The following is a 20,786-nucleotide window of genomic DNA, read 5'->3' on the forward strand; positions in this document are numbered from 1 at the left end:
TTGTCCCCTGTTTAAATCGAAATCACTTCCCTGATTTCGGGAATGACTTGTTTCAGGCGATTCTCGATCCCCATCTTCAGCGTCATGATCGAGCTGGGACATGAGCTGCACGCGCCCCGAAGCAAAAGCCTGACCACCCCATTGTCGTAGCTGTCGAAAACAATATCCCCGCCGTCGCGCGCGACCGCCGGACGGATTTCGTCGTCGATGATCTGCTTGATCTTCTGGTCGATCTCGCTGCCCGCGCCCGGACCAAAAGTTTCGGCCGCGGCCGAAGGCTCGACGATCTCGCGCCCGGAAGCCAGGAAGGCCTTGAACGTGTCCACGACTTTCGGGACCAGCGGCGGCCATTCGTCTTCGGCTTTCTTCGTGACCGTGATGAAATTCTTGCCGATCAAAACTCCCGCGACACCCTGACCAAAAAGCTCGGCGGCCAGTTTGGAATGCTTGGCGCTGTCCGGCGTGGAAAAGTTGTAAGTCCCCTCGTCCACCAGCTCGCGGCTCACGAGAAACTGCAGCGAGTTCGGGTTGGGCGTCACCTGCACGGAAATATGCAGGTCATGATCGTCCATCGTGGTCTTCACGCCTTTGAACGACGTCTTCCCTCCCTGCTCCGCGTCTTTCAGCGCGTCCTGCAGCGCGTGCCAGATCAGCGTGGCGCATTTGACGCGCACGGGAAATTCCTTCACGCCTTCGAAAATGCTCATGCGGTCCACGCTCTTGCGCAGCGTGTCACCCACGCGGTCCTGCGTCATGAGGGCGAGAAAGTTATCCGCCAGCTGCTGGACCTCTTCCATGGCTTTGCCCTTGACGAGCGTCGTCATGATCGAGGCGCTGGATTTCGAAATGGCGCAGCCCGCGCCGACAAAACCCAGGTCCTGCACGATGCCGTCCGCGTCCATTTTCAGGTAGAGATGATAATCGTCGCCGCAAAGCGGGTTCACGCCGTGCGAATACTGCGTGGCGTCCGGGACTTCGCGGAAATTTCTCGGACGGCGGTTGTGGTCCAGGATGACTTCCTGATACAGCCCCTGAAGCTTCGGTTCCGGAATCATTTAAAGACCTCCCTGACTTTTTCGAGCGCGGCCGCCAGCTTGCGGACTTCGCCGTGAGTATTGTAAAAGGCAAGCGACGCACGCGCTGTCGCCGGCACGCTGAAACGCTTCATGACCGGCTGGGCGCAGTGATGGCCCGTGCGGATTGCGATGCCCTGCTGGTCCAGAATCGTGCCCATGTCGTGCGGGTGCACGCCGTCCATGACGAATGAAATGACCGCGGCTTTTTCCGCGGCCGTGCCGATGATGTGGACGCCGGGGACCGCCGAAAGCGCCTGGGTGGCCGTATCCAGCAATTCCTTTTCGTAGGCGTGGATTTTATCGAGGCCGGTTTTCTCGAGATACTCCAGCGCCGCGCCGAGGCCCACGATTTCCGCAATGGCCGGAGTGCCCGCCTCGAATTTATAGGGCGGCTTTGCGAACGTCGTTTTTTCGTAGGTCACCGATTCGATCATGTCCCCGCCCGTCATGAACGGATCCATGGCTTCCAGATGCCGTGACTTGCCGTACAGCACGCCAATGCCCGTGGGCCCATAGATCTTATGGCTCGAGAAGCAGTAGAAATCGCAGCCGAGGTCGTGCACGTCCACTTTTCCATGCACCACACCCTGCGCGCCGTCGACCAAAACGACCGCGCCGGCCTCGTGCGCCCACTGGGTGATCTGTTTCACGGGATTGACCGTGCCGAGCACGTTCGAAATGTGCGTGACGGCCACGATCTTCGTCCTGTCTGAAAGCATTTTGCGGTATTCTTCCAAGATCAATTCGCCGCGGTCGTTGACCGGTACCACCCGGAGCACCAGGCCCTTTTCCTCGCAGAGCCGCTGCCACGGCACCGTGTTCGCATGATGCTCGAGCTGCGTGATGATGACCTCGTCTTCGGCCTGGCAGAATTTCCGGCCGTAGGCGAACGCCACGAGATTGATGGCCTCGGTGGCGCCGCGCACGAAGACGATCTCCGCGGATTTTTTCGCATTGAGGAAACGGCGGCATTTTTCCCGCACCTTCTCGCATTCGGACGTGGCCGTCTGGCTCAGCGTGTACACGCCGCGGTGCACGTTCGCGTATTCCTCGCGGTAGAAACGGTCCATGCGCTCGATGACGGCCAGCGGTTTCTGAGCCGTTGCCGCATTGTCCAGATAAACGAGGGGATGCCCGTTCATCTTCGTCCCGAGGATGGGAAAGTCTTTCCTGATTTTTTCCACGTCAAATGACGCCGCCGCCACAAGAGGCTCCATTTCTTAATCCACCATCTTTTGCAATTCGCGCCGCAGGTCGCGCCCGATCTCGCCGCCCGCCGCGGGCATGTCCGCTTTGTCCAAAACCTCGCGGGCAAAACCTTCGGCCAGCATGAGCCGCGCGGCTTTGGGGTCCAGGCCGCGGCTGCGCAGATAAAACAGCTCCCGCTCCTGCGTGGGCCCGTTCGCGGACCCGTGATTGGCCGACACGTCGTCGGTATAAATCTTCAGCTTCGGCCGGGAATACACGCGCGCGTCGTCGGACAAAAGCAGGTTCTTGTTGAGCTGCTGCGTGTCGGACTTCACGGCGTCGCGGAAAACGTACGAAAGGCTGTTGAACTCCGCCTGCGCTTCATCATCAAGGATGTTCTTGTAAAACTGGCGGCTCAGCGTCAGCGGCGCGCGGTGGTTCACGGTGAGCTCATGAAACGCCTGCGCTGCGCCTCCCAGGATGGAAAGGCCGTTCAGCCGGCAGGTCGCGCCCTCGCCTTCCAGCTCCACGCGCGTGTCGAGCTTGGTCATTTTTCCGCCGCGGCAGTAAACAAGCTGTTCGGCCGAGCTGCCTGCTTTCAGATAAAAACGCGCCGCCGCGAAAGGATAATGCGGGCCGTCCTGCAAAATCACCTGCGCCAGCTTGAGCGAAGCGCCCTGTTCGAGAAAAACTTCGAACACGGCATTGGTCACCGACCCCTGGCCCGCGCCTCCCAGCATGCGGCACACGACCTGGGCCTTAGCGCCCTCTTCGAGGATGATCGAAACGCGCGGCATGGCCAGCGAAGGCGCGCCGCCCGCGTCCAGGAAAAGCAGATTCAAAGGCTGGTGGTTGTCCCAGGATTTCGGAACGCGGAGCAGCAGCCCTTCGGTAAAGGAAAACGTGTTGATCAGGACGAACGGATTTTCCTCGCTGTCCAGGTCCCGCGCGAAAAAAGCAAGCGGCGCCGTTTCCGAAGCCAGGGCGGTCATGAGCGGCTTGGCTTCGAGTCCCGAGCCCGGCTTGGACGAAAGGTCGGACAGGTAATAACCGCCCGAGAAAACCCACTGGAGCGCGTCCCGGGACAATTTCTGCGTTCGCGCGGACTCGAGCGCGGCTTCGCGTTGGGCCTGGTGAAAAGGCGCGTCCAGCACCGGAAACAGGTTCATGTACTTCCACGCTTCCCATTGCCGCGTGGGAAATCCCATGGACTGGAAACGCGAGAACGCTTTTTCACGGACAGGCGCGAGCCATGCCGGCCCTTGCGAGGCCATGCTTGCTTTGTCCGCCAGTTTTTCCCGCATCGCAATCGCGGCCATGGAATCTCTCTCCTATTTCCGAAGGCCCTGGCCTTCGGTGAGCCAGTCGTAGCCTTTTTCCTCGACTTCGAGCGCCAGGTCTTTTCCGCCCGAACGCACGATGCGCCCGCCGGAAAGGATGTGCACGTAATCGGGAACAATGTAATTGAGAAGACGCTGATAATGCGTGACGAGAATCATGGCATTGTCCGGTCTTTTCAGCCGGGTCACGCCGGTCGCCACGATGCGGAGCGCGTCCACGTCGAGGCCGGAATCGGTTTCGTCGAGCACGGCAAGGCGGGGTTCCAGAACGGCCATCTGCAGGATCTCGTTGCGCTTTTTCTCGCCGCCGGAAAATCCCTGGTTCACGGAGCGGTTCAGGAAATCCTCGGGAATTTCCACGACCTTCCTTTTTTCCTGGAGAATGGCGTCGAATTCCAGCGGGTCGACCTCGTCTTTTTTCTGCGCCTTGCGCTTGGCGTTGTAGGCCATTCTTAGAAAAGCCGCGTTGTTCACGCCCGGGATTTCCACGGGATACTGGAACGCCATGAAGACGCCCGCGAGCGCGCGCTCTTCCGGCGGCAGCTCCATCAGGTTTTTGCCCTCGAACAGCACTTCCCCGCCCGTCACTTCGGCCACGGGATCGCCGGCCAGGACTTTGGCCAGCGTGCTTTTCCCGGAACCGTTCGGCCCCATGATCGCATGCACTTCTCCGGCTTTGACTTCCAGATCAATGCCTTTCAGGATGTCGTTGCCCGCGATCCGCGCTTTCAATTGTTTGATTTTCAACATCGAATTTCTCCCTCGCTTTGAATTAACCCACGGCGCCTTCGAGCTTGAGCCCGAGAAGCTGCGTGGCCTCCACGGCAAATTCGCCGGGCAGCTCGCGGAACACTTCCTTGCAGAAGCCGTTGATGATGGAGCTCATGGCGTCTTCGGTGGAAATGCCGCGGGAACGGAAATAAAAAAGCTGGTCGTCGCTCACGCGCGAGATCGAGGCTTCGTGCTCGGCCTGCGACGACGCGTTCTGCAGGTCCACGTATGGAAACGTGTTCGCGTTGCATTTCTTCCCGATCAGCAGCGAATCGCATTGCGTGAAGTTGCGGCTGTTGGACGCGCCCTTGGTCATCTGCACCAGGCCGCGGTAATTGTTGTTCGACTCTCCGGCGGAAATGCCCTTGGAAATGATCGTGCTGCGCGTGTTCTTGCCGATGTGAATCATCTTCGTTCCCGTGTCGGCCTGCTGTTTTCCCGCGGTGAGCGCCACGGAATAAAATTCGCCCACGGAGTTGTCGCCGATCAAAAGGCAGCTCGGGTACTTCCAGGTGATGGCCGAACCGGTTTCCACCTGCGTCCACGAAATCTTGGAATTTTTGCCCTGGCATTTGCCGCGCTTGGTCACAAAATTGTAAATGCCGCCCTTGCCCGTCTTCGGGTCGCCCGCGTACCAGTTCTGCACGGTCGAATATTTGATTTCCGCATTGTCCAGCGCGACCAGCTCGACAACCGCCGCGTGAAGCTGGTTCGTGTCGAACTTCGGCGCGGTGCAGCCTTCGAGGTAACTCACGTAGCTGTTGTCTTCGCAGATGATGAGCGTGCGCTCGAACTGGCCCGAATTTTCCGTGTTGATACGGAAATAGCTGGAAAGCTCCATGGGGCAGCGCGTGTTTTTCGGGATGTAAACGAACGAACCATCCGTGAACACCGCGGAATTGAGCGCCGCGAAAAAGTTGTCGCCGATGGGCACGACGGACGCGAGGTACTTCTCGATCAGCTCCGGATGCTCCTGCACGGCTTCGGAAAACGAGCAGAAGATCACGCCGGCTTCGCGCAGCTTCTCTTTGAACGTCGTAGCCACGGACACACTGTCGAAGATGGCATCGACCGCGACGCCCGCGAGTTTTTTCTGTTCGGTCAGCGGAATGCCGAGTTTTTCGAACGTCCGCAGCAGCTCGGGATCGACTTCTTCGAGGCTTTTCAGCTTTTTCTGCGCGGCCTTGGGCTCGGAGTAATAAATGATGTTCTGGTAATCGATCTTGTTATAAAAGACATGCGCCCATGCCGGCTCTTTCATCTTCTGCCACTGGCGGTAGGCCTTGAGGCGAAACTCCAGCATGAACGGCGGCTCTTTTTTGTGCGCGGAGATCAGCCGGATCGTGTCCTCGTTCAGGCCGGACACAGTCATCCCCGGCTCCAGTTCGGTCTTGAAACCGTACTGGTATTCGCGGTTGACCAGATCCTCGATGCGGATCGTTTTCTCGTTCATGGTTTCCTTACGACGCCTGCGAAAGCGCCGGGCCTAATTTATTATTCGCGATCATTTCGAGCGTGATGCCCTGGTACAGATGGTCGAGCATGCCCTTGGTTTTTTCCCACACGGGTTTGACGCCGCACATGGGAAAATGGGTGCAGATGATCTCTTCGCGCACGCCCGGCGCGCAAAAGATCTCGAACGTGCTGCCTTCCAGCGCCTCGACGATTTCCTTGAGCGTGATTTGGGAGGGACCGCGCGCCAGCGAATAGCCCCCCTGATTGCCGTGCTGCGCGCGGACAATGTCCGCATTCCTCAGGCTTTGCATGATCTTTTCCGTGTACGCCTGGGAAAACTGCTCGGCCCGGACCAGCTCTTTAATGGTAATGGGGTCAAATTTCATTTCCGAGTGCTTGGCCATATAAATGAGGCAGACCAGGCCGTACTCGGTTTTGGTTGTAAATCTCATAACTCTCCTGTCTGCTTATAATTGTAACTAATCAGACTAAAATGGTCTAGTTTAAATTTTAAATGAAATCTCGAGCTTAACCTTAGGAAATAAAAGGGGTTACAGCAGAGGGCGGTTAATCTTTGCGGCTGCGGCTTCGCGCCTGGACCATCTCCCGGATCAATTCCCGGTTTTCATCGGAAATGTCCAGGTACTGCACGCCGGCCAGGTAAACACCGCGGCGCATTTTGTCTTTCCGCACCCAGACCAGCTTTCCCTTCACCGGGACTTCCTTATTCGCGTGGGGAATGCTGATCAGCATGCGGATCATTTGATCGGGCAGGAGATGTTCGTAACAGGTAAATTGAAGGCCGCTTTCCGAGATGTTGACCACGTTGGAAAGGCTTTCGTACTGCGTGCCGTCTGAGAGCGTGAACTTGATGAGGTTAAAGGCCTTGAGGCGCGGGTGCTTGCGCGAGCCCATATCCCCTTTGGACTTGCCGAATCCCAGATATTGGAGCAGCGATTTTTTAGCCATGGCTTTCGGTATCTTTGAAATCTTAACCCGTCCCCGCCCAAAACGCAAAAGGTCAGGCGACGTCGCCCGCCACCACGCATTGCAGGCCGTCAGGATTATAGTAACGGCGGATGGCCTGGTTTACTTGATCAAGGCTGAGGCTGCCGATGAGCTTGGAATAATCGTCCAGATAGCCGTACCCCAGCCCCAGTTCCTCGCAATGCCGGATCTGGTCCGCGAGCCCGAGCGTCGTGGCCAACCCCACTTTGAATTTGCCCGCGGCCATTTTCTTGCGCTCTTCCAGTTCCTTGGCGGAAATGCCTTCCCGAAAGAAAAGATCCAGCTGCTCGCGCGTTTTTTCCAGGCCCTTTTCCAAGAGCGGCGGATTCACGATCATGTGGACCATCCACGCGCCGTAGACATCCTGCGTCACGCCCGCGAGGCCGGAACGGATGCCGTAGGTCAGGCCATGGATGTCACGCACGGTCATGGAAAGCCGCGCGGAAAAATCCCCGCCCAGAATCGTGTTGGCCATGGCCGCGGCAAGATAGTTGGGATCGCTGCGCAGCAGCGGAAACGCGCGGCCGAGCAGCACGTCCATCTTCACCTTGCCCGGCACCTTTACGGGCACGCGCCGGTTGACCGGGGCCGGCACCGGCGGCACCGCGGGCCTCGACACTTCTTTCACGGGCCAATCGCCGAACGCCTTGCGCATCGCGTCTTCGATTTCCGCCGGGTCGAAATCTCCGGCTGTCACGATCAAAAGCCCTTTGGCCCCATAATGGCGTTCATGAAAATTCCGGAGATCGTCCGCGCGGGTTTTTTCGAGCCACGTCATCTGGTCTTCGAAGCGCGGCGCCGCGTGCGGGTGGCCTTCCGGGAACGCGGCGCGAAAAAAAGCGTTGAAGCCCATGCTGCCGGTATTGGTCATGGCGTAGCGCAGGTTCACGGTTTCCTGTTTGACGAGCGTTTGGAATTCGCCATCGTCGAAACGGGGCTCGCGGATCTGCTCCGCCAGAAGTCCGGCCACGAAAGCCGCATCTTTTTTCAGGCAGCGCGCGTGAAAGCGGAGGTATTCGTGATCCACACCGAAATGAATCTGCGCGCCCCGGTCTTCCAGGAGCGACGCGATCTCGAGCTTGGTGCGGCGCGCCGTGCCCTTGTCCAGCATCTGCCCCGCGAGACGCGCCACGGTCGTATTTCCCGCGTAGGCCGTACCGGCCCCGCGCAGCGAGCCGGAAATCGTGACCACATCCTGCACCCGGGTCTTCAGCGTAAGCAGTTTGAAATTCTTCGCATCCGAGACGCGCACCCGTTCCCGGTAACCCGGCCCCGCAGCTGCCGTGACCGGCGGCTCCAAAAGCTGCCGGACTTTTTCGGGCAGCGCTACGGCTCCCGGAGGAGGCGGCTCGCTCGTGCGGCCATGCGTTCCGGCCGCGCTTCCCGCGGCGTCTCGCCCGGCCCCGGCGGCCGAGGATACGACAAGGCCCGTCGTCATGGCGCTTTCCGTAAAATAGCGCCGCGCAATTTGCCTCAGCTCTTCAGGTTTGTAACTTTCCATCCTTTCGACATGGTCCGCGAAATAAGTCCAATCGCCCATGGCGATCGCATGCGCGATTTCGCTGGCCATGGAAAGCGCGCCGTCGCGCGAGTACGCGCTGTCCGCGCGGATCTGGGTGAGCGTCCTGTCCAACTCTTCCTGCGTCACGCCGTTTTGGGCGACCTCTTCATAGACCTCGAGGACTTTGCGTTTCACGTCTTCGTGTTTGACCTGCGGCCCGAGCGTGACCGCGGTGGTAAAAAGCCCCGGGTCCCGGGTCCCGGACGTACCCGCGCCCACATCCACGGCCAATCCGGTTTGCACGAGAGCCTGATAAAGCCGGCTCGTCTTGCCGTGGCTCAGGATGCCGGACAAAAGTTCGAGGCCGAGCGCGTCCCGGTGCAGGCCTTCGGGAATCTTATGCGCCAGCATCAGGAATTCGGCGCCGGTCGTCCTCTCCAGCTTCACGGATTTCGGGCCCTGCTGCGGGGGTTCCTTTTCCCGGATGGCCGGCGGCGCGGAGGGCGCGGCAGGCACGCGCGAAAATTTTTCCGCCACCAGTTTCAGCACGTCCGCCGAATCAAAATCGCCGATGAGTGTCAGCGTGGCATTGCCCGGCCAATAATAAAGATCGTAGAACTCCTTCAACTTCGCCGCGGGCATGCCGCGCACGTCGTCGCGCCATCCGATGACCGGATGATGGTAAGGATGCTCGGAAAACGCCGTCTCCCAGACCGCCTGGCTGAGCGAGGCTTCGGACGAATCGTAAAAGCGTTCCAGCTCGTTCAGGACCACGTTTTTTTCCGCCTCGAACTCCGCCTCTTCGAGCAGCGCGCCGCGCATGCGCTCGGATTCGATGTCCAGCGCCAGCGCGAGCCTGTCGGACGGAAGCAGCTCGTAATAATTCGTGCCGTCCTGACCGGTGTTCGCGTTGAGCTGCGCGCCCGCGCTTTCGAGCAGAAAGAAGATCGGCGTGCCGCGGCGTTTGTGGTAAGTCTCTGTGCCCTTGAACAGCATGTGCTCGAGCATGTGCGCGAGGCCCGTATGCCCCGGCTTTTCGTTGCGGCCGCCCACGCCGTAGCTCACCATGACCGCGGCAACGGGCGCGGACCGGTCTTCCATAATGAGGACACGCAGTCCGTTCGCATCCAGACGGTATTCGTGGATGCCGCCTTTTTCTTTCACGTACGTGAATCCCGGCGCCGCGATTTTCATGCCTTGCTCCGCGCGCCCTTTTGGGAGGGCTCAGAACTGCCCTGCGTGATCGTGATCTTGCGCGCCGTGTCTCCGGAAAAAAGGATCTGCACACGATAGCTCGCCTTGGGGAAAAAATCTTCGGCTCGCTCGGCCCATTCCACGCAGGAAATGGCGCCGGGATCGTTCATGAAGTCCTCGAACCCGATGGCCGCGATTTCCCCCGCGCCTTCGAGCCGGTAAAGATCGAAGTGATACAGCGGGATGCGGCAGGGATAAATGTGCATGATGACAAAAGTCGGGCTTTTGACGTCGTCCTGGTCCGCAAGGCCGAGTCCCGAGGCCAGGCCTTTGACGAAAGTCGTCTTGCCCGCGCCCAGGTCGCCTTCGAGCCGCACGACGTCGCCGGCCTTCAACTTGCCGGCGAAGGCTTTGGCAATGCGGATCGTATCTTTCGGGCTTTTGCTTGGAAACGTTTCAGCTTCAGAAATGGCGGTACCCTTCCTTTTCGAGCCGGAATCCCGGCAGCGGTTTTCCCTCACGCCGCCACTCGATTCCGGATTTTTTTCTTCTTTTGACGATGCGGCCGATCCACGAAAGGCGCGTGCGCGGGAAAAGCCGCTTCCATTTTTTTTCGAGGTTCCGTTTTCCCGCGCCGGAAACCGTGAACACCAGCTCAAAGTCTTCGCCGTCGGACAGCGCGCGCATAAGCGCCTTGCCGCGGTTTCCTTTCGCAAGCTTCAGCGCGTCGCGCGACACCGGAATTTTATCAAGCTCCACGGCCGCGGAAACGCGCGAGGCTTTGAGCACGTGGCCCAGGTCCTGCGCCAGCCCGTCCGAAACGTCGATCATGGCCTTCGCGCCGAGCCTTGCCAGCGCGGCGCCTTCACTCAAGCGCGGCTCGAATTCATGATGATGGCGCAGGATCGAGCCGCCCAGATTTCCCGTGACGCCGATCCAATGGCCCGGCCTTGCGCCGCTGCGCGGGACAGGCCTTGCCGCGCGGCCCCAAAGCGTCACCGAAGCGAAGAATTGCCGCGCGCGGCTCACATCCCCGCCCACGCAGATCACGCCATGACGCCGCGCCAAAGCCAGCATGCCGTCGTAAAACCGGTTGAGCCAGGCCTCGCGTACGTCCGCGGGAATGCCGAGCGTCACGACAAAAGATTCGGGCCGTCCGCCCATAGCCGCGATATCGCTGAGATTCACGGCCAGGGCCTTGCGTCCGATTTTTTCGGGCGTGAGCCGGGCGAGATAAAAATCCACGCCGTCCACGATGGCGTCCGTCGTGCACAGGATTTTGCCGCGGCCCGCGGGAAATACGGCCGCATCGTCGCCGATGCCGACTGTTCCCGGCTTACGCGGCACTTTTCGTTTCAACGACTCGATCCACCGGAACTCGTTCATGTGCTCCACGCGATCACGTCTCTCAGCCGCGGCAGGCCGAGCAAATGGCAGAACAGGTCCATGCCGGGGATCACCCAGTATACCAGAACGCCGGACAGGTAGAGCGCAAACACAATCCAGATGCCCGCCCTTTCGAGAGACATGTAGACCCGCGCCGCGGAAACCGGCAGCAGGCCCGCCGCCACGCGCGAGCCGTCCAGCGGCGGCACGGGAAGCAGATTGAAAACCGCGACGCCGAGATTGAAATAGATGGCCAGCAGCGCGATCTCGCTGCCGGTCGCCTTCCACACGGCTCTCAGGACCGCGGCCAGGACTAAATTCGCGGCCGGGCCGGCCAGCGCCACCCCGATCATGCCGCGGCGCGGATAGCGCAGGCGGTTGAAATTGACGGGCACGGGTTTGGCCATGCCGAACGCAAACCGGCCGTGCGTGGAAAAGAAAAGCAGCGCGGGAAAGAGCACGGTCCAGAAAAGGTCCACATGCTTCAGCGGATTGAGCGTCAGGCGGCCGGCATCGCGCGCGGTCGTGTCACCCAGCGCCAGCGCTGCCAGGCCGTGGCAGACCTCATGAAAAATGACGGTGACGAGAAAGATCGTGATCCACACGGCCCATTCCATGAGACGCCTCAGACGCTGACGAGAGCCTGCTTGGCCAGGAAGAAATACCCGATGAAAATCGTGTTGTGGATGAGATGGAGCGTCATGGGCGCGATGAGGGATCGCCGTTTCTCGTACATGTACGCCAGCGCCATGCCCAGGACGAAGATCGGCCAGAACGCGAAGGTGTTGTTGTGAATGATCGCGAAAAACGAAGACGTGATGATCATGCCCGCGTTCTTGCCCCATTTCTTTTTGAAGATCGGGTAACAGAAGCCTCGAAAAAAAATCTCTTCCAGGATCGGCGCGATGAACGTGGCCAGAAGCACCGAGTAGACCACGATCCACGGCGAGCGCTGTTCCTCTTCCAGCAGCACGTTCACGATCGGATGCGCGGGCGGCTCGTAGTGGAACAGATGCGCGATGAAGACGAGAAAGATCAGGATACCGATGAAGATCGGGAACACGCCCATATAGCCGACGATGCCCATGACGACTTCGGAAAAAAAGCCGCGCGGCGGCACACGCAGTCCGATGTCCTTCAAACCGCCGCCGTGCCGGCGCACGATCAGGAAGATGAAATAGACGCAGAGAATGTCCGCGCCGGTGGTCTGGAACAGCAGCCAGAAATTCACGGGGACAGACCTCAGGACGTAATTACCGAGCGCGCCCAGGACAAGGCTGAGTCCAAAGCTCGCGGCCACGAAAAGCAGCGCCACTTTGAAGATCATGGACGGTTTCCAGTCGGTCTTGTCCTTGTCGAAGGGCTCCATGGCCCAGCTCTGCCGCCAGGCGGGATTGAACATGAAGGCGATCAGGATCACGATGCCCAGGCTGAACATTCCGGACACGAAAAACAGAATGAACGTGAACGCGCCGGCGAATTCCGGCTTGTCCTTCAGAAAGTTCTGAAGCGAGCCTGCCTGCTCCACGCTTTGCACCACCCGGCTTTCCGCGTCTTCGAGATTTTGCAGGGCCTCGGCCGCGGCCGGTGAAGCCGTCTGTTCTTTCTGAGGCGCACGGCGCTCATAAAACTGGATGGCCCCGAACGCCAGGATCAGGCCGAGGAACAAAGCCGTGTATTTTTTCTCTTTGACGAAGAATTGAAGGATGTCGTGGATCATAGGGAAAACAGCGCCTTTGCGTTGGCCGTCGTTTGCTCGCCGAGCGCCTGCACGCTCAGGCTGTGAAGGCCCGCGGCCACGCCCGCGGTTTCGAGCATGTAAGCGGGCTCGTTGCGTTTTCCCCGCACGGATTGCGGCGGGAGAAACGGCGCGTCGGTTTCGAGCAGCAGCCGGTCTTTCGGGCATTGCCGGCACGCGTCGCGCAGCTCGTCGTTTTTCTTGTACGTCAGCGGCCCGGCAAAGGAAATGTAAAAGCCCAGGTCGAGAAGCCTCTTCATGCGGGGCGCGTCCGAAGAAAAGCAGTGGATGACGCCGCGGTAGGGCGCGCCGCCTTCTTCCGCGAAAAGCTGCGCCAGGTCTTCGTAGGCATCGCGGCAGTGGATGATGAGCGGCCGGCCGACTTCCCTGGCCAGGCGCACGAAAGCGCGCAGGACTTCCTTCTGCTTTTCATGCGGCGAATGGTCGCGAAAAAAATCCAGGCCCACTTCCCCCACGGCCACCATTTTCTTTTCCGAAAAAAGTTTGCGGATCTCCGCGATCACGGCCTCGTCCGCGTCTTTGGCGTCGTGCGGGTGCACGCCGGCCGAGGCGTAAATGTTGTCGTGAGCCTTGGCCAGCTCCAGGCATTTGCGCGAGCTCTCCAGGTCGGTCCCCACGTTGATGAAAGTTTCCAGGCCCGCTTCGGAGGCGCGGCGCATCACGTCGGCGCGGTCTTGGTCGTAATCCGGGAAGTGAAGGTGCGCGTGCGTGTCGATGAATCCCATGTCATCCCTTCGCGGCCGGGGCGGAGGGAGCTTTTTCCTCGTCTTCGAGTCTGGGGAACAGCGCTTCCCCGCGGTCGACAAGCGTCCCCGGCTTGAGCCACGCCGTGCGGAAAAACGCGGCTTCGGAAAAATTCGTCTGGGGGGAAAGCTTGAGGCGTTCGAGGATCTTCCGCGCGGTGTCCGGCAGGAACGGCAGCAGGATGGCCCCGATGTGCGCGAGCACCTCCGACAGCACCGCGAGCGCGCGCGCCAGCTCCGGCCGCTTTTGCGGGTCCTTGGCCAGCACCCACGGCTTTTTTTCTTCCACGAACTGGTTGGAGGCCACGATGACAGCCCAAATCGCGTCCAGCGCCGTGCGCGGGTCATAGCGGTTCATAGGCACGCTGACTTTTTCGAGCAGGGCAAACGCCTGCTGCAGGAGATTCTCCGATTCGACGCCCTGCGCTTCGGGCACGGCGCCGTCAAAATACTTTTCCAGCATGGACGCCATGCGGAACCACAGGTTGCCCAGGTCGTTGGCCAGATCGCTCGTGTAGCGTTCGCGCAAAAGATCTTCCGAGTACGCGCCGTCGAGTCCCAGCGTCACTTCCCGGAGGAGAAAATAACGGAACGCGTCCACGCTGTAGACTTTCGCGAGCACGGCCGGGTCCACGATGTTGCCGCGGGACTTGGAGACTTTCGCGCCGCCCAGCGTCCACCAGCCGTGCGCGAGGACAGTCTTGGGCATTTCCACGCCGCAGGCTTTCAGCATGATGGGCCAGTACACCGCGTGCTGGCGCAGGATGTCTTTCCCTACCAGGTGAAGGTCCGCGGGCCAGTACGTGAGAAATTTTTTGTGGTCGACCGTCATGCCGATCGCGCTGACGTAATTGATCAGCGCGTCGAACCACACATAGACCACGTGGTCTTTCGAATTGGGGTACTCGATGCCCCAGGAAAGCCGCGACTTGGGCCGCGTGATGGAAAGGTCTTCGAGCGGCTCTTTCAAAAAAGCCAGGATTTCGTTGCGCCGCATTTCCGGCCGGACGAAATCCGGGTGCTCGTTGATGTACTGAATGAGCCAGTCCTGGTATTTGGACAGCTTGAAAAAGTAATTGTCCTCGGAAAGCTCCTGCACTTCGCGGCCGCAGTCCGGGCATTTGCCCTGCGCGAGCTGCAATTTCGTCCAGAACGATTCGCACGGCGTGCAGTACCAGCCCGTGTAGCTGGATTTGTAGATGTCGCCTTCGGCTTCAAGCTTGAGCAGCACGTTCTGCACGATCTTCTTGTGTTCTTCGTCGGTCGTGCGGATGAAATAATCGTACTGGATGCCGAGCACGCGCCACAATTCCTTGAACTGCGGCACCATGCGGTCCACGTAATCGCGCGGCTCTTCTTTGTGCTCGCGCGCGGTCTTCTCGATTTTCGTGCCATGCTCGTCGGTGCCGGTCAAAAAGAAAACTTTCTTGCCGTGCCAGCGGAAAAACCGCGTGAACGTGTCGCAGAGGATATTCGTGTACGCGTGTCCGATGTGAGGCTTGGCGTTGACGTAATACAAAGGCGTGGTGATGTAAAGGAAGTTTTCGCTCATGCTGTTACCGCTTCGGGCTCCGGGGGTTTGATCATCTGCACGCTCGGCAAAAGCCGTTTCAGATGCATGGCCAGCCGCGTGAGCGCCAGTTTCTGGTTGGCGTTCGCGTCCAGCGCGTCTTTGGTTTCGTAAAAAAGAGCAATCGCTCTCAGCCATTCCTGGCGGTACGCTTTGATTTCCGGTTTCGCCGCGCTTTCCTTCAACAGGTCGCGGAAATAGGCCATGAGCTCGTCCATGAAGACCAGCGTCTCGAACCGCGACGCGCTTTGATAATCTTCCAGCAGGTCTTCCCATTTTTTCTGTCCCACGCCTTCGGGCGGCCGCAGTTCTTCAGGGACGGCTTCGTCCGGGCTCATCCTTATATGGAAGGCGCGCGAGCGGATGGTTTCGAGCAGGTTGTCCGTGCTTTCCACCAGCAGGCAGAACAGCGTTTGCGCGGGCGGTTCCTCGAGCGTCTTCAGGAAGGCGTTCTGCGCGTCCACGGTCAGGCGCTCCGCGCCTTCGACGATCACCACTTTCCACGGGCCTTCGTACGGCTTCAGCGCGCACCAGGAAATCACTTCCCGGACTTCCGCGATTTTCAGCGAGCGGACCTTCTCGTCTTCGCCGAGCCACAGCACGTCCGGATGATTACGGTCGCGGATCCTCTTCGCGGTCCGCGTTTCCATGTCGCCCATTTTCGCGTTCGCGTCGCCGTTGAGCAGCGCGGCAAAACAGAGCGCGAGCGAAGCCTGCGCGCGCGGCGAAGAGCCGGAAAAAAGATACGTGTGCGCGAGCCGGCCCCGGCGCACGTGCGCTTCGAGCACACGCAGCGAAAATTCCTGTTTTTTCAATTCGTCAGGCAACACGTCCGAGCCTTTCCCTGATTTGTTTCGCGGTCAATTCCCAGTCCTGCCTCGTGTTGATCACGAGATAGCGGCGCGGTTCGCGCTTGGCCAGCGCCAGGAACCCCCGCCTCACCTTGCGGTGGAAGACAAGCGACTGCTTTTCCATCCTGTCGTGCCGTCCGCCGCGCTTCAGGCCGAGGGCCGGGTCCACGTCCAGGAGAATCGTAAGCCGGGGTTTCAACGTTCCGCGCACGAGTTTTTGGCTGACCGCCTCGATGTCCTTCATGGAAAACCCGCGTCCGTACCCTTGGTAAGCCAGGGTCGAATCCTCGAAGCGGTCGCAAATGACGATCGTGCCCGCTTTCAGCGCCGGAAGGATTTTCTCGTTCACGATCTGGGCCCGGGCCGCGAGATACAGCAGGAGTTCCGCCGAAGGCGCCATGGCCGCATGTTTATTGTCCAGCAGCACGTTACGGATGGCTTCCCCGACTCCCGTGCCTCCGGGTTCCCGGAGAATTAAAACACGCCGCCCCTTTTTCCGCAAGAACGAAGCCGCCCGCTTGATTTGCGTGCTTTTCCCGCTGCCTTCCGTGCCTTCGAAGGTAATGAAAATTCCTTTTTTCATCGGACGAGTCCTCTTCCCCTCACCCCTCCCTCTCCCCGCGATGCGGGGAGAGGGTAAGGGAGAGGGGCTGTGTTTTTTCACATTCAGTCAGTATTTGTTGCATCACCGCATCAATCGACGCAAGCGCTTCATGGTTCCAAAATCTAAGGACCCGCCAACCGCGTTTCCCAAGCTCCCGGGAACGATGCTCATCTTCGTTTTTCCGCGCGGCGTGCTGGCCGCCGTCGATTTCAATCGCAAGTTTTAATTGAGGACATGCAAAATCCAGAATCCAAACGTCAACAGGATGCTGCCGTCTAAATTTAAAACCATTTAGGCGGTTAGCTCGAAGGTTGTTCCATAATAGCTTTTCAGCATCCGTCACATTTTTTCTCAATATCTTGGCTCTATCGTTCATATTACCCCTCACCCTTCCCTCTCCCCGCAAGCGAGGAGAGGGTAAAAAGGGATCAATCCCACTTCCGTCTTTTTTTCTTCAACGTTGAGAGCTCGCCGGGCTTGCCGTCTTTGACCAGCCAGCCGAGTTTCTGGATTTCGTCGCGCAGCGCGTCGGATTTCGCCCAGAGGCTTTTGTCGTTTTTCACCTGCAGGCGGACTTCCGAACGCTGCTTCATGAGGAATTGCACTTCCGCCGGAACCTGGTCCACGGCAGTCACGTCAAATCCGAACAGGCGGTCGATGCTTTTCAAAAACTGGACGAAAGCGCGCAAGCCTTCGTCTTTCGCCTGGGCCGCGTCTTTGTTGATTTCCGTAACGGCGCCGGAAAGTTCCGCCAGGGCGCCCGAAACGTTCAGGTCGTCGGCCAGCCAAGCGGTCATCTTATCCAGCGACTTGTCGAGCTTTTCGCGCGCGGCTGTTTCGTCTTTTCCCTGCGGCTGCTGCCCGAGCCGCGTGGCGCAGTTCCAATAGCATTCGTCCAGCTTTTTGATGACCTCCGACGCCTCTTTCAAATGCTCCATCGTGAAATTCATCTGCTGGCGGTAATGCACGGAAAGCAGCGCGTAGCGGATGGCCATGGGATCGTGGCCTTTGGCGATGAGGTCGCGCAGGGTGTAGAAATTGCCTTTGGACTTGGACATTTTCTCGCCGTCGACAAGCAGGTGCTTGGAATGCAGCCAGTATTTTACAAAGAGCTGCCCCGTCGCGGCTTCGGATTGGGCGATTTCGTTTTCGTGATGCGGGAAAATCAGGTCTTCGCCGCCCGCATGAATGTCGAAAGTGTCGCCGAGGTAGCGGAGGCTCATGGCCGAGCACTCAATGTGCCAGCCCGGACGGCCGTTCCCCCACGGTGAAGACCAGAACGGTTCGCCTTCCTTGGCGCCTTTCCAGAGCACGAAATCCGTGACTTCCTCTTTGTCGTATTCGTCCGCGTCCACGCGCTCAGACGCGCCGGCGATGTTCATGTGCAGTTTTTTCTTGGACAGCTTGCCGTAGCCGGGAAATTTCGAGACGCGGTAATAGACCGAGCCTTCGCTTTGATACGCGATGCCTTTGTCCAGCAGCTTCTGGATCAGCGCCAGCATGCCGTCGATTTCCTTCGTGGCGCGCGGCTGGCGCGTGGGCGCGAGGCAGTTCAGCGCCGCCATGTCCTCGTTGAAGGCCTGCGTGAATTTTTCCGTGTATTCGAGGAGCGGTTTTTTTTCGCGCACGGCGCCGGCAATGGTCTTGTCGTCCACGTCCGTGATGTTCATGACGTGCTCGACCTTCAGCCCCGAGAATTCCAGGAAGCGGCGCAGCAAATCCTCGAAGACGAACGTCCGGAAGTTGCCGATGTGCGCGTAATCGTAAACTGTGGGCCCGCAGGTGTAGAGCTGAGCCTCGCCCGCCTTGCGCGGCACGAAAGGCTCCTGTTTTCCCGAAAGCGTGTTAAAAAATTGGATGACCATGTCAGCTCTTCTGATTAAAAATCGTAAGCTTCAATTCTCTCAGCACCGGCACCAGGCGCCGCACGTGCGGCCTGTGCCTGTAATACAACTTGTCGATGGCATTGTCATCGAGATAAGGCGCGGTAATGTCCACGCTGCGGACACTTTCCCCGACCTTCTTGAGCTCCCGCAGGCCGGCCCAGGACTCCCGCGCCGCGCTGACGAGGAAAAGGCCCAGGGCTCCCGCGGCCGCGGCCTTGACCAAGGCGCCGCGAAAATCGGCCCAAGACTGCTCCTGCCCCACCAAAACAACGAGCCCCGTAAGGCCCGCCCAGAAAAAATAAGTCAGGATGACGTACTGATAATTCAGCGCGGTCCCGATCCCGAAGAAGGCGCGGTTCACCGAAATCATGAACGCGGCTCCCAGCCCCCAAAGGCAAAGCCCGGAAAAAAAGACCGCCAGAGGGCGAGATCTCCGGCTCAATCCATAGGCCGCGAGGCCGGGAAACAAAAGAACTCCGGCCGCGCCTTTGAGAACCGCGGTCGGCTCCGTGTCCAGGAGCCCGCCGAGCGCGGCGAGAAACGATTCCAGCATCCGGCCCGGATGCTGCCGGGCAAAAGGCGCGTATGTCGTTTCATAATCAAGCCAGTAAACAAAATTGGCGGCCGCGCACGCTGCGGCCCAAATCGCGAACGCCGCGATTTTCTGTGACGGACTTTCGTAACGCAGAAACGCCAGCATCCAGAATCCCACGGCCCAGGCCAGGGTCCCGGCCGCAAAGGAATAATGCGAAACAAGCGCGGCCGCGAGCGCTCCCGCGAAAATTTTCCAGCGGAAGTCCGGGCCCTTCAAAAGCCTTAGGCAGACGGCCGCGGCAAAAACGCTCATGTAATTGCACGTCTTTTCTCCCCAGATCCAGGCGGCCTGCTGGCGCCCGGAAAAAACGATCAGCGCAAAAAGAGGCAGAAAAAAAAACGCGGTGCGTCCCGGAAGCAAATCCCGATGCTTGAAAACCGCGGTTACCAGCGCCGCGCACGTTCCGAGCGAAAAAAGAAAATTGACCGCCACTTCCCAGCGCATGTTCCAATGCGTGAGCCTCGCCAGGATCACCATGACGAGCCGCGGAAAAGGGCTGTGGTGGTCGCCGATCCGCAGCCACAAATCTCCCCACGTCAGGGTGCCGTGAAAAACTTTCTGGATGCGCCAGACCTGGACCCATTCATCCTGGTACGGCACCAGGATCGCGTAGCGCATGGCATGATAAAAAATCACGGCCGCCGGAACCGCGGCCAATATCCCGCAAAGCCATCCGGCCTGCGCGTCCGTCACGCGCGGCAGAACCGGCGCCGGCAACGACGCGGCCTTATGCGCCAGAAAAGCCATGAGAAAGACCGCATTGATGAATGCCACGGCGGACCAGAAATAAAGGTCCGCGACGCTTTCATAATAAGAAACCGGAAAAGCGCCGCGCCAATGCAGGCACGCATTGAGCCAGGGCCAGGCCCGCTCATCGTACATGGCCCGAAGAAGCGCATGGCCCCAGGCGGCGTAGGCCAGAAGCGCCGCCGCATTCACCGCCCCTAAAAAAAGCGCGGCTTTGACCGCGGCCGGATTTTTTCTTCCAGCCTTTTGCTGGAGCAAAGCTTGATTCAACCCAGCGTCCTCTGAAAGCGCCGCTTGATGCGGTCCATGCCCAGCGCCGGAAAAAGACGCTTCAGCTCCGGCCCATGCTCGCGGCCTGTCAGCGCCACGCGCAGCGGCATGAAAAGGTTTTTGCCTTTGGCTTTCACGCGCGGCTTCAGGGCGTTCAGGAAATTATCGTAGAGCGTTTCCGCCGCGCCCGTGACGCCGGGCAGGACTTGCAGCGCCTGCTCGAAAATCTCGCGCGCTTCCGCGCTTTTCACAAGACCTTCGTTCTCGTAACCAAAATCATCTTTCAGGAACGTCAGCCGGTCGCCGAGCTGCTCGAATCGCTCGATGTTGTCCTGCAGCACCGGTAAAATCGCGAGGACCAGCTTCTCATCCAGGCCTTCCATCATCTTCTGTTCCTTGAGGTAGGCAAAGGCGCGTTTCACGAATTCTTCCGTCGGCATATGGCGGAAATGCTGGCCGTTCACCCAGTCGAGTTTCTGATCGTCGTAATTGGAGGACGACTTGCTCACGCGAGAGATGTCGAAAATTTTCTGCAATTCGTCCCAGCCCACGATCTCGCGGTTCTCGCCCGGCGACCAGCCGAGCAGCGCGATGTAGTTGGCGAGCGCCTCGGGCATGTAACCGCGGCGGCGGAACATGTGAATGGAAATGGAATCCAGGCGCTTGGAAAGCGGCTCCCCGCCCTTTCCGTGAACAAGCGACAGATGCCCGTACTGCGGCGGCGTGTAGCCCATGGCTTTGAGCAGGAGGATGTGCTTGGGGGTATTGGAAAGATGGTCTTCGCCGCGCACGACATGCGTGACCTTCATGAGCGCGTCGTCCACGCACACGGCCAGATGGAA

The 20,786-nt window shown here is 59.4% G+C and carries 20 protein-coding genes; all 20 read right to left on the reverse strand.

Translation table 11 applies throughout. The features are described from left to right. Positions 1-11 precede the first annotated feature (11 nt). Entirely contained in the window at positions 12-1,055 is a 1,044-nt protein-coding gene (locus VL688_04395; GenBank protein ID HTL47282.1) for an SUF system NifU family Fe-S cluster assembly protein, read from the reverse strand. Then, on the reverse strand, positions 1,052-2,293 hold the full coding sequence (locus VL688_04400; GenBank protein HTL47283.1) for a cysteine desulfurase: 1,242 nt from the start codon (positions 2,291-2,293) through the stop codon (positions 1,052-1,054). The genes VL688_04395 and VL688_04400 overlap by 4 nt, the downstream gene beginning before the upstream one ends. Positions 2,294-2,296: 3 nt before the next feature. Further along, positions 2,297-3,583 (reverse strand): SufD family Fe-S cluster assembly protein, encoded by a 1,287-nt coding sequence (locus VL688_04405; protein ID HTL47284.1) that lies wholly within the window; start codon positions 3,581-3,583, stop codon positions 2,297-2,299. Between the two features lie 12 nt (positions 3,584-3,595). After that, positions 3,596-4,354, reverse strand: a complete 759-nt coding sequence (gene sufC / locus VL688_04410; protein HTL47285.1) for a Fe-S cluster assembly ATPase SufC — start codon at positions 4,352-4,354, stop codon at positions 3,596-3,598. 22 nt (positions 4,355-4,376) lie between these two features. After that, positions 4,377-5,828 (reverse strand): Fe-S cluster assembly protein SufB, encoded by a 1,452-nt coding sequence (gene sufB, locus VL688_04415; protein HTL47286.1) that lies wholly within the window; start codon positions 5,826-5,828, stop codon positions 4,377-4,379. 7 nt (positions 5,829-5,835) lie between these two features. After that, entirely contained in the window at positions 5,836-6,282 is a 447-nt protein-coding gene (locus tag VL688_04420; GenBank protein HTL47287.1) for an Rrf2 family transcriptional regulator, read from the reverse strand. A 115-nt stretch (positions 6,283-6,397) separates the two neighbouring features. Further along, complete coding sequence (locus VL688_04425; GenBank protein ID HTL47288.1) at positions 6,398-6,799, reverse strand: PilZ domain-containing protein; 402 nt, start codon at positions 6,797-6,799, stop codon at positions 6,398-6,400. A gap of 52 nt (positions 6,800-6,851) precedes the next feature. Next, positions 6,852-9,533, reverse strand: a complete 2,682-nt coding sequence (locus tag VL688_04430) for a pitrilysin family protein (protein HTL47289.1) — start codon at positions 9,531-9,533, stop codon at positions 6,852-6,854. Then, positions 9,530-10,054, reverse strand: coding sequence for a tRNA (adenosine(37)-N6)-threonylcarbamoyltransferase complex ATPase subunit type 1 TsaE (gene tsaE, locus VL688_04435; protein HTL47290.1), 525 nt, complete (start codon positions 10,052-10,054; stop codon positions 9,530-9,532). The genes VL688_04430 and tsaE overlap by 4 nt, the downstream gene beginning before the upstream one ends. Continuing rightward, a complete protein-coding gene (locus VL688_04440; protein HTL47291.1) occupies positions 9,996-10,919 on the reverse strand; it encodes a thiamine-phosphate kinase in 924 nt (307 codons plus the stop codon). The genes tsaE and VL688_04440 overlap by 59 nt, the downstream gene beginning before the upstream one ends. After that, positions 10,916-11,536, reverse strand: coding sequence for a site-2 protease family protein (locus tag VL688_04445; protein HTL47292.1), 621 nt, complete (start codon positions 11,534-11,536; stop codon positions 10,916-10,918). The genes VL688_04440 and VL688_04445 overlap by 4 nt, the downstream gene beginning before the upstream one ends. A gap of 8 nt (positions 11,537-11,544) precedes the next feature. Continuing rightward, positions 11,545-12,639, reverse strand: a complete 1,095-nt coding sequence (locus VL688_04450; GenBank protein HTL47293.1) for a CPBP family intramembrane glutamic endopeptidase — start codon at positions 12,637-12,639, stop codon at positions 11,545-11,547. Further along, entirely contained in the window at positions 12,636-13,403 is a 768-nt protein-coding gene (locus VL688_04455; protein HTL47294.1) for a TatD family hydrolase, read from the reverse strand. Before VL688_04455 ends, VL688_04450 begins: the two co-directional genes overlap by 4 nt. 1 nt (position 13,404) lies before the next feature. Then, positions 13,405-14,973 (reverse strand): methionine--tRNA ligase, encoded by a 1,569-nt coding sequence (metG, locus tag VL688_04460; GenBank protein HTL47295.1) that lies wholly within the window; start codon positions 14,971-14,973, stop codon positions 13,405-13,407. After that, positions 14,970-15,821, reverse strand: coding sequence for a hypothetical protein (locus tag VL688_04465; protein ID HTL47296.1), 852 nt, complete (start codon positions 15,819-15,821; stop codon positions 14,970-14,972). The genes metG and VL688_04465 overlap by 4 nt, the downstream gene beginning before the upstream one ends. Further along, positions 15,811-16,425, reverse strand: coding sequence for a dTMP kinase (tmk, locus tag VL688_04470; protein HTL47297.1), 615 nt, complete (start codon positions 16,423-16,425; stop codon positions 15,811-15,813). The genes VL688_04465 and tmk overlap by 11 nt, the downstream gene beginning before the upstream one ends. A 19-nt stretch (positions 16,426-16,444) precedes the next feature. Next, positions 16,445-16,822: a DUF559 domain-containing protein gene (locus tag VL688_04475; GenBank protein ID HTL47298.1), complete on the reverse strand. Its 378-nt coding sequence runs from the start codon at positions 16,820-16,822 to the stop codon at positions 16,445-16,447. A gap of 52 nt (positions 16,823-16,874) precedes the next feature. After that, complete coding sequence (gene cysS, locus VL688_04480) at positions 16,875-18,311, reverse strand: cysteine--tRNA ligase (GenBank protein HTL47299.1); 1,437 nt, start codon at positions 18,309-18,311, stop codon at positions 16,875-16,877. 1 nt (position 18,312) lies between these two features. Further along, positions 18,313-19,944: a hypothetical protein gene (locus VL688_04485; protein ID HTL47300.1), complete on the reverse strand. Its 1,632-nt coding sequence runs from the start codon at positions 19,942-19,944 to the stop codon at positions 18,313-18,315. Further along, positions 19,941-20,786, reverse strand: an 846-nt coding sequence (locus VL688_04490; GenBank protein HTL47301.1) for a glutamate--tRNA ligase family protein, incomplete at its 5' end; no start/stop codon positions are given. The genes VL688_04485 and VL688_04490, both read right to left, overlap by 4 nt.

The organism is Verrucomicrobiia bacterium, assembly GCA_035495615.1.
GTDB lineage: Bacteria > Omnitrophota > Omnitrophia > Omnitrophales > Aquincolibacteriaceae > DATJFP01.

Coding starts and splice junctions, on each gene's coding strand:
- tmk (HTL47297.1), bottom strand. CDS start 16,425: ATGAAAAAAGGAATTTTCATTACCTTCGAAGGCACGGAAGGCAGCGGG.
- cysS (HTL47299.1), bottom strand. CDS start 18,311: ATGGTCATCCAATTTTTTAACACGCTTTCGGGAAAACAGGAGCCTTTC.
- sufC (HTL47285.1), bottom strand. CDS start 4,354: ATGTTGAAAATCAAACAATTGAAAGCGCGGATCGCGGGCAACGACATC.
- sufB (HTL47286.1), bottom strand. CDS start 5,828: ATGAACGAGAAAACGATCCGCATCGAGGATCTGGTCAACCGCGAATAC.
- VL688_04450 (HTL47293.1), bottom strand. CDS start 12,639: ATGATCCACGACATCCTTCAATTCTTCGTCAAAGAGAAAAAATACACG.
- VL688_04425 (HTL47288.1), bottom strand. CDS start 6,799: ATGGCTAAAAAATCGCTGCTCCAATATCTGGGATTCGGCAAGTCCAAA.
- VL688_04440 (HTL47291.1), bottom strand. CDS start 10,919: ATGAACGAGTTCCGGTGGATCGAGTCGTTGAAACGAAAAGTGCCGCGT.
- VL688_04445 (HTL47292.1), bottom strand. CDS start 11,536: ATGGAATGGGCCGTGTGGATCACGATCTTTCTCGTCACCGTCATTTTT.
- VL688_04420 (HTL47287.1), bottom strand. CDS start 6,282: ATGAGATTTACAACCAAAACCGAGTACGGCCTGGTCTGCCTCATTTAT.
- VL688_04455 (HTL47294.1), bottom strand. CDS start 13,403: ATGGGATTCATCGACACGCACGCGCACCTTCACTTCCCGGATTACGAC.
- VL688_04405 (HTL47284.1), bottom strand. CDS start 3,583: ATGGCCGCGATTGCGATGCGGGAAAAACTGGCGGACAAAGCAAGCATG.
- VL688_04395 (HTL47282.1), bottom strand. CDS start 1,055: ATGATTCCGGAACCGAAGCTTCAGGGGCTGTATCAGGAAGTCATCCTG.
- VL688_04430 (HTL47289.1), bottom strand. CDS start 9,533: ATGAAAATCGCGGCGCCGGGATTCACGTACGTGAAAGAAAAAGGCGGC.
- metG (HTL47295.1), bottom strand. CDS start 14,973: ATGAGCGAAAACTTCCTTTACATCACCACGCCTTTGTATTACGTCAAC.
- VL688_04400 (HTL47283.1), bottom strand. CDS start 2,293: ATGGAGCCTCTTGTGGCGGCGGCGTCATTTGACGTGGAAAAAATCAGG.
- VL688_04475 (HTL47298.1), bottom strand. CDS start 16,822: ATGAACGATAGAGCCAAGATATTGAGAAAAAATGTGACGGATGCTGAA.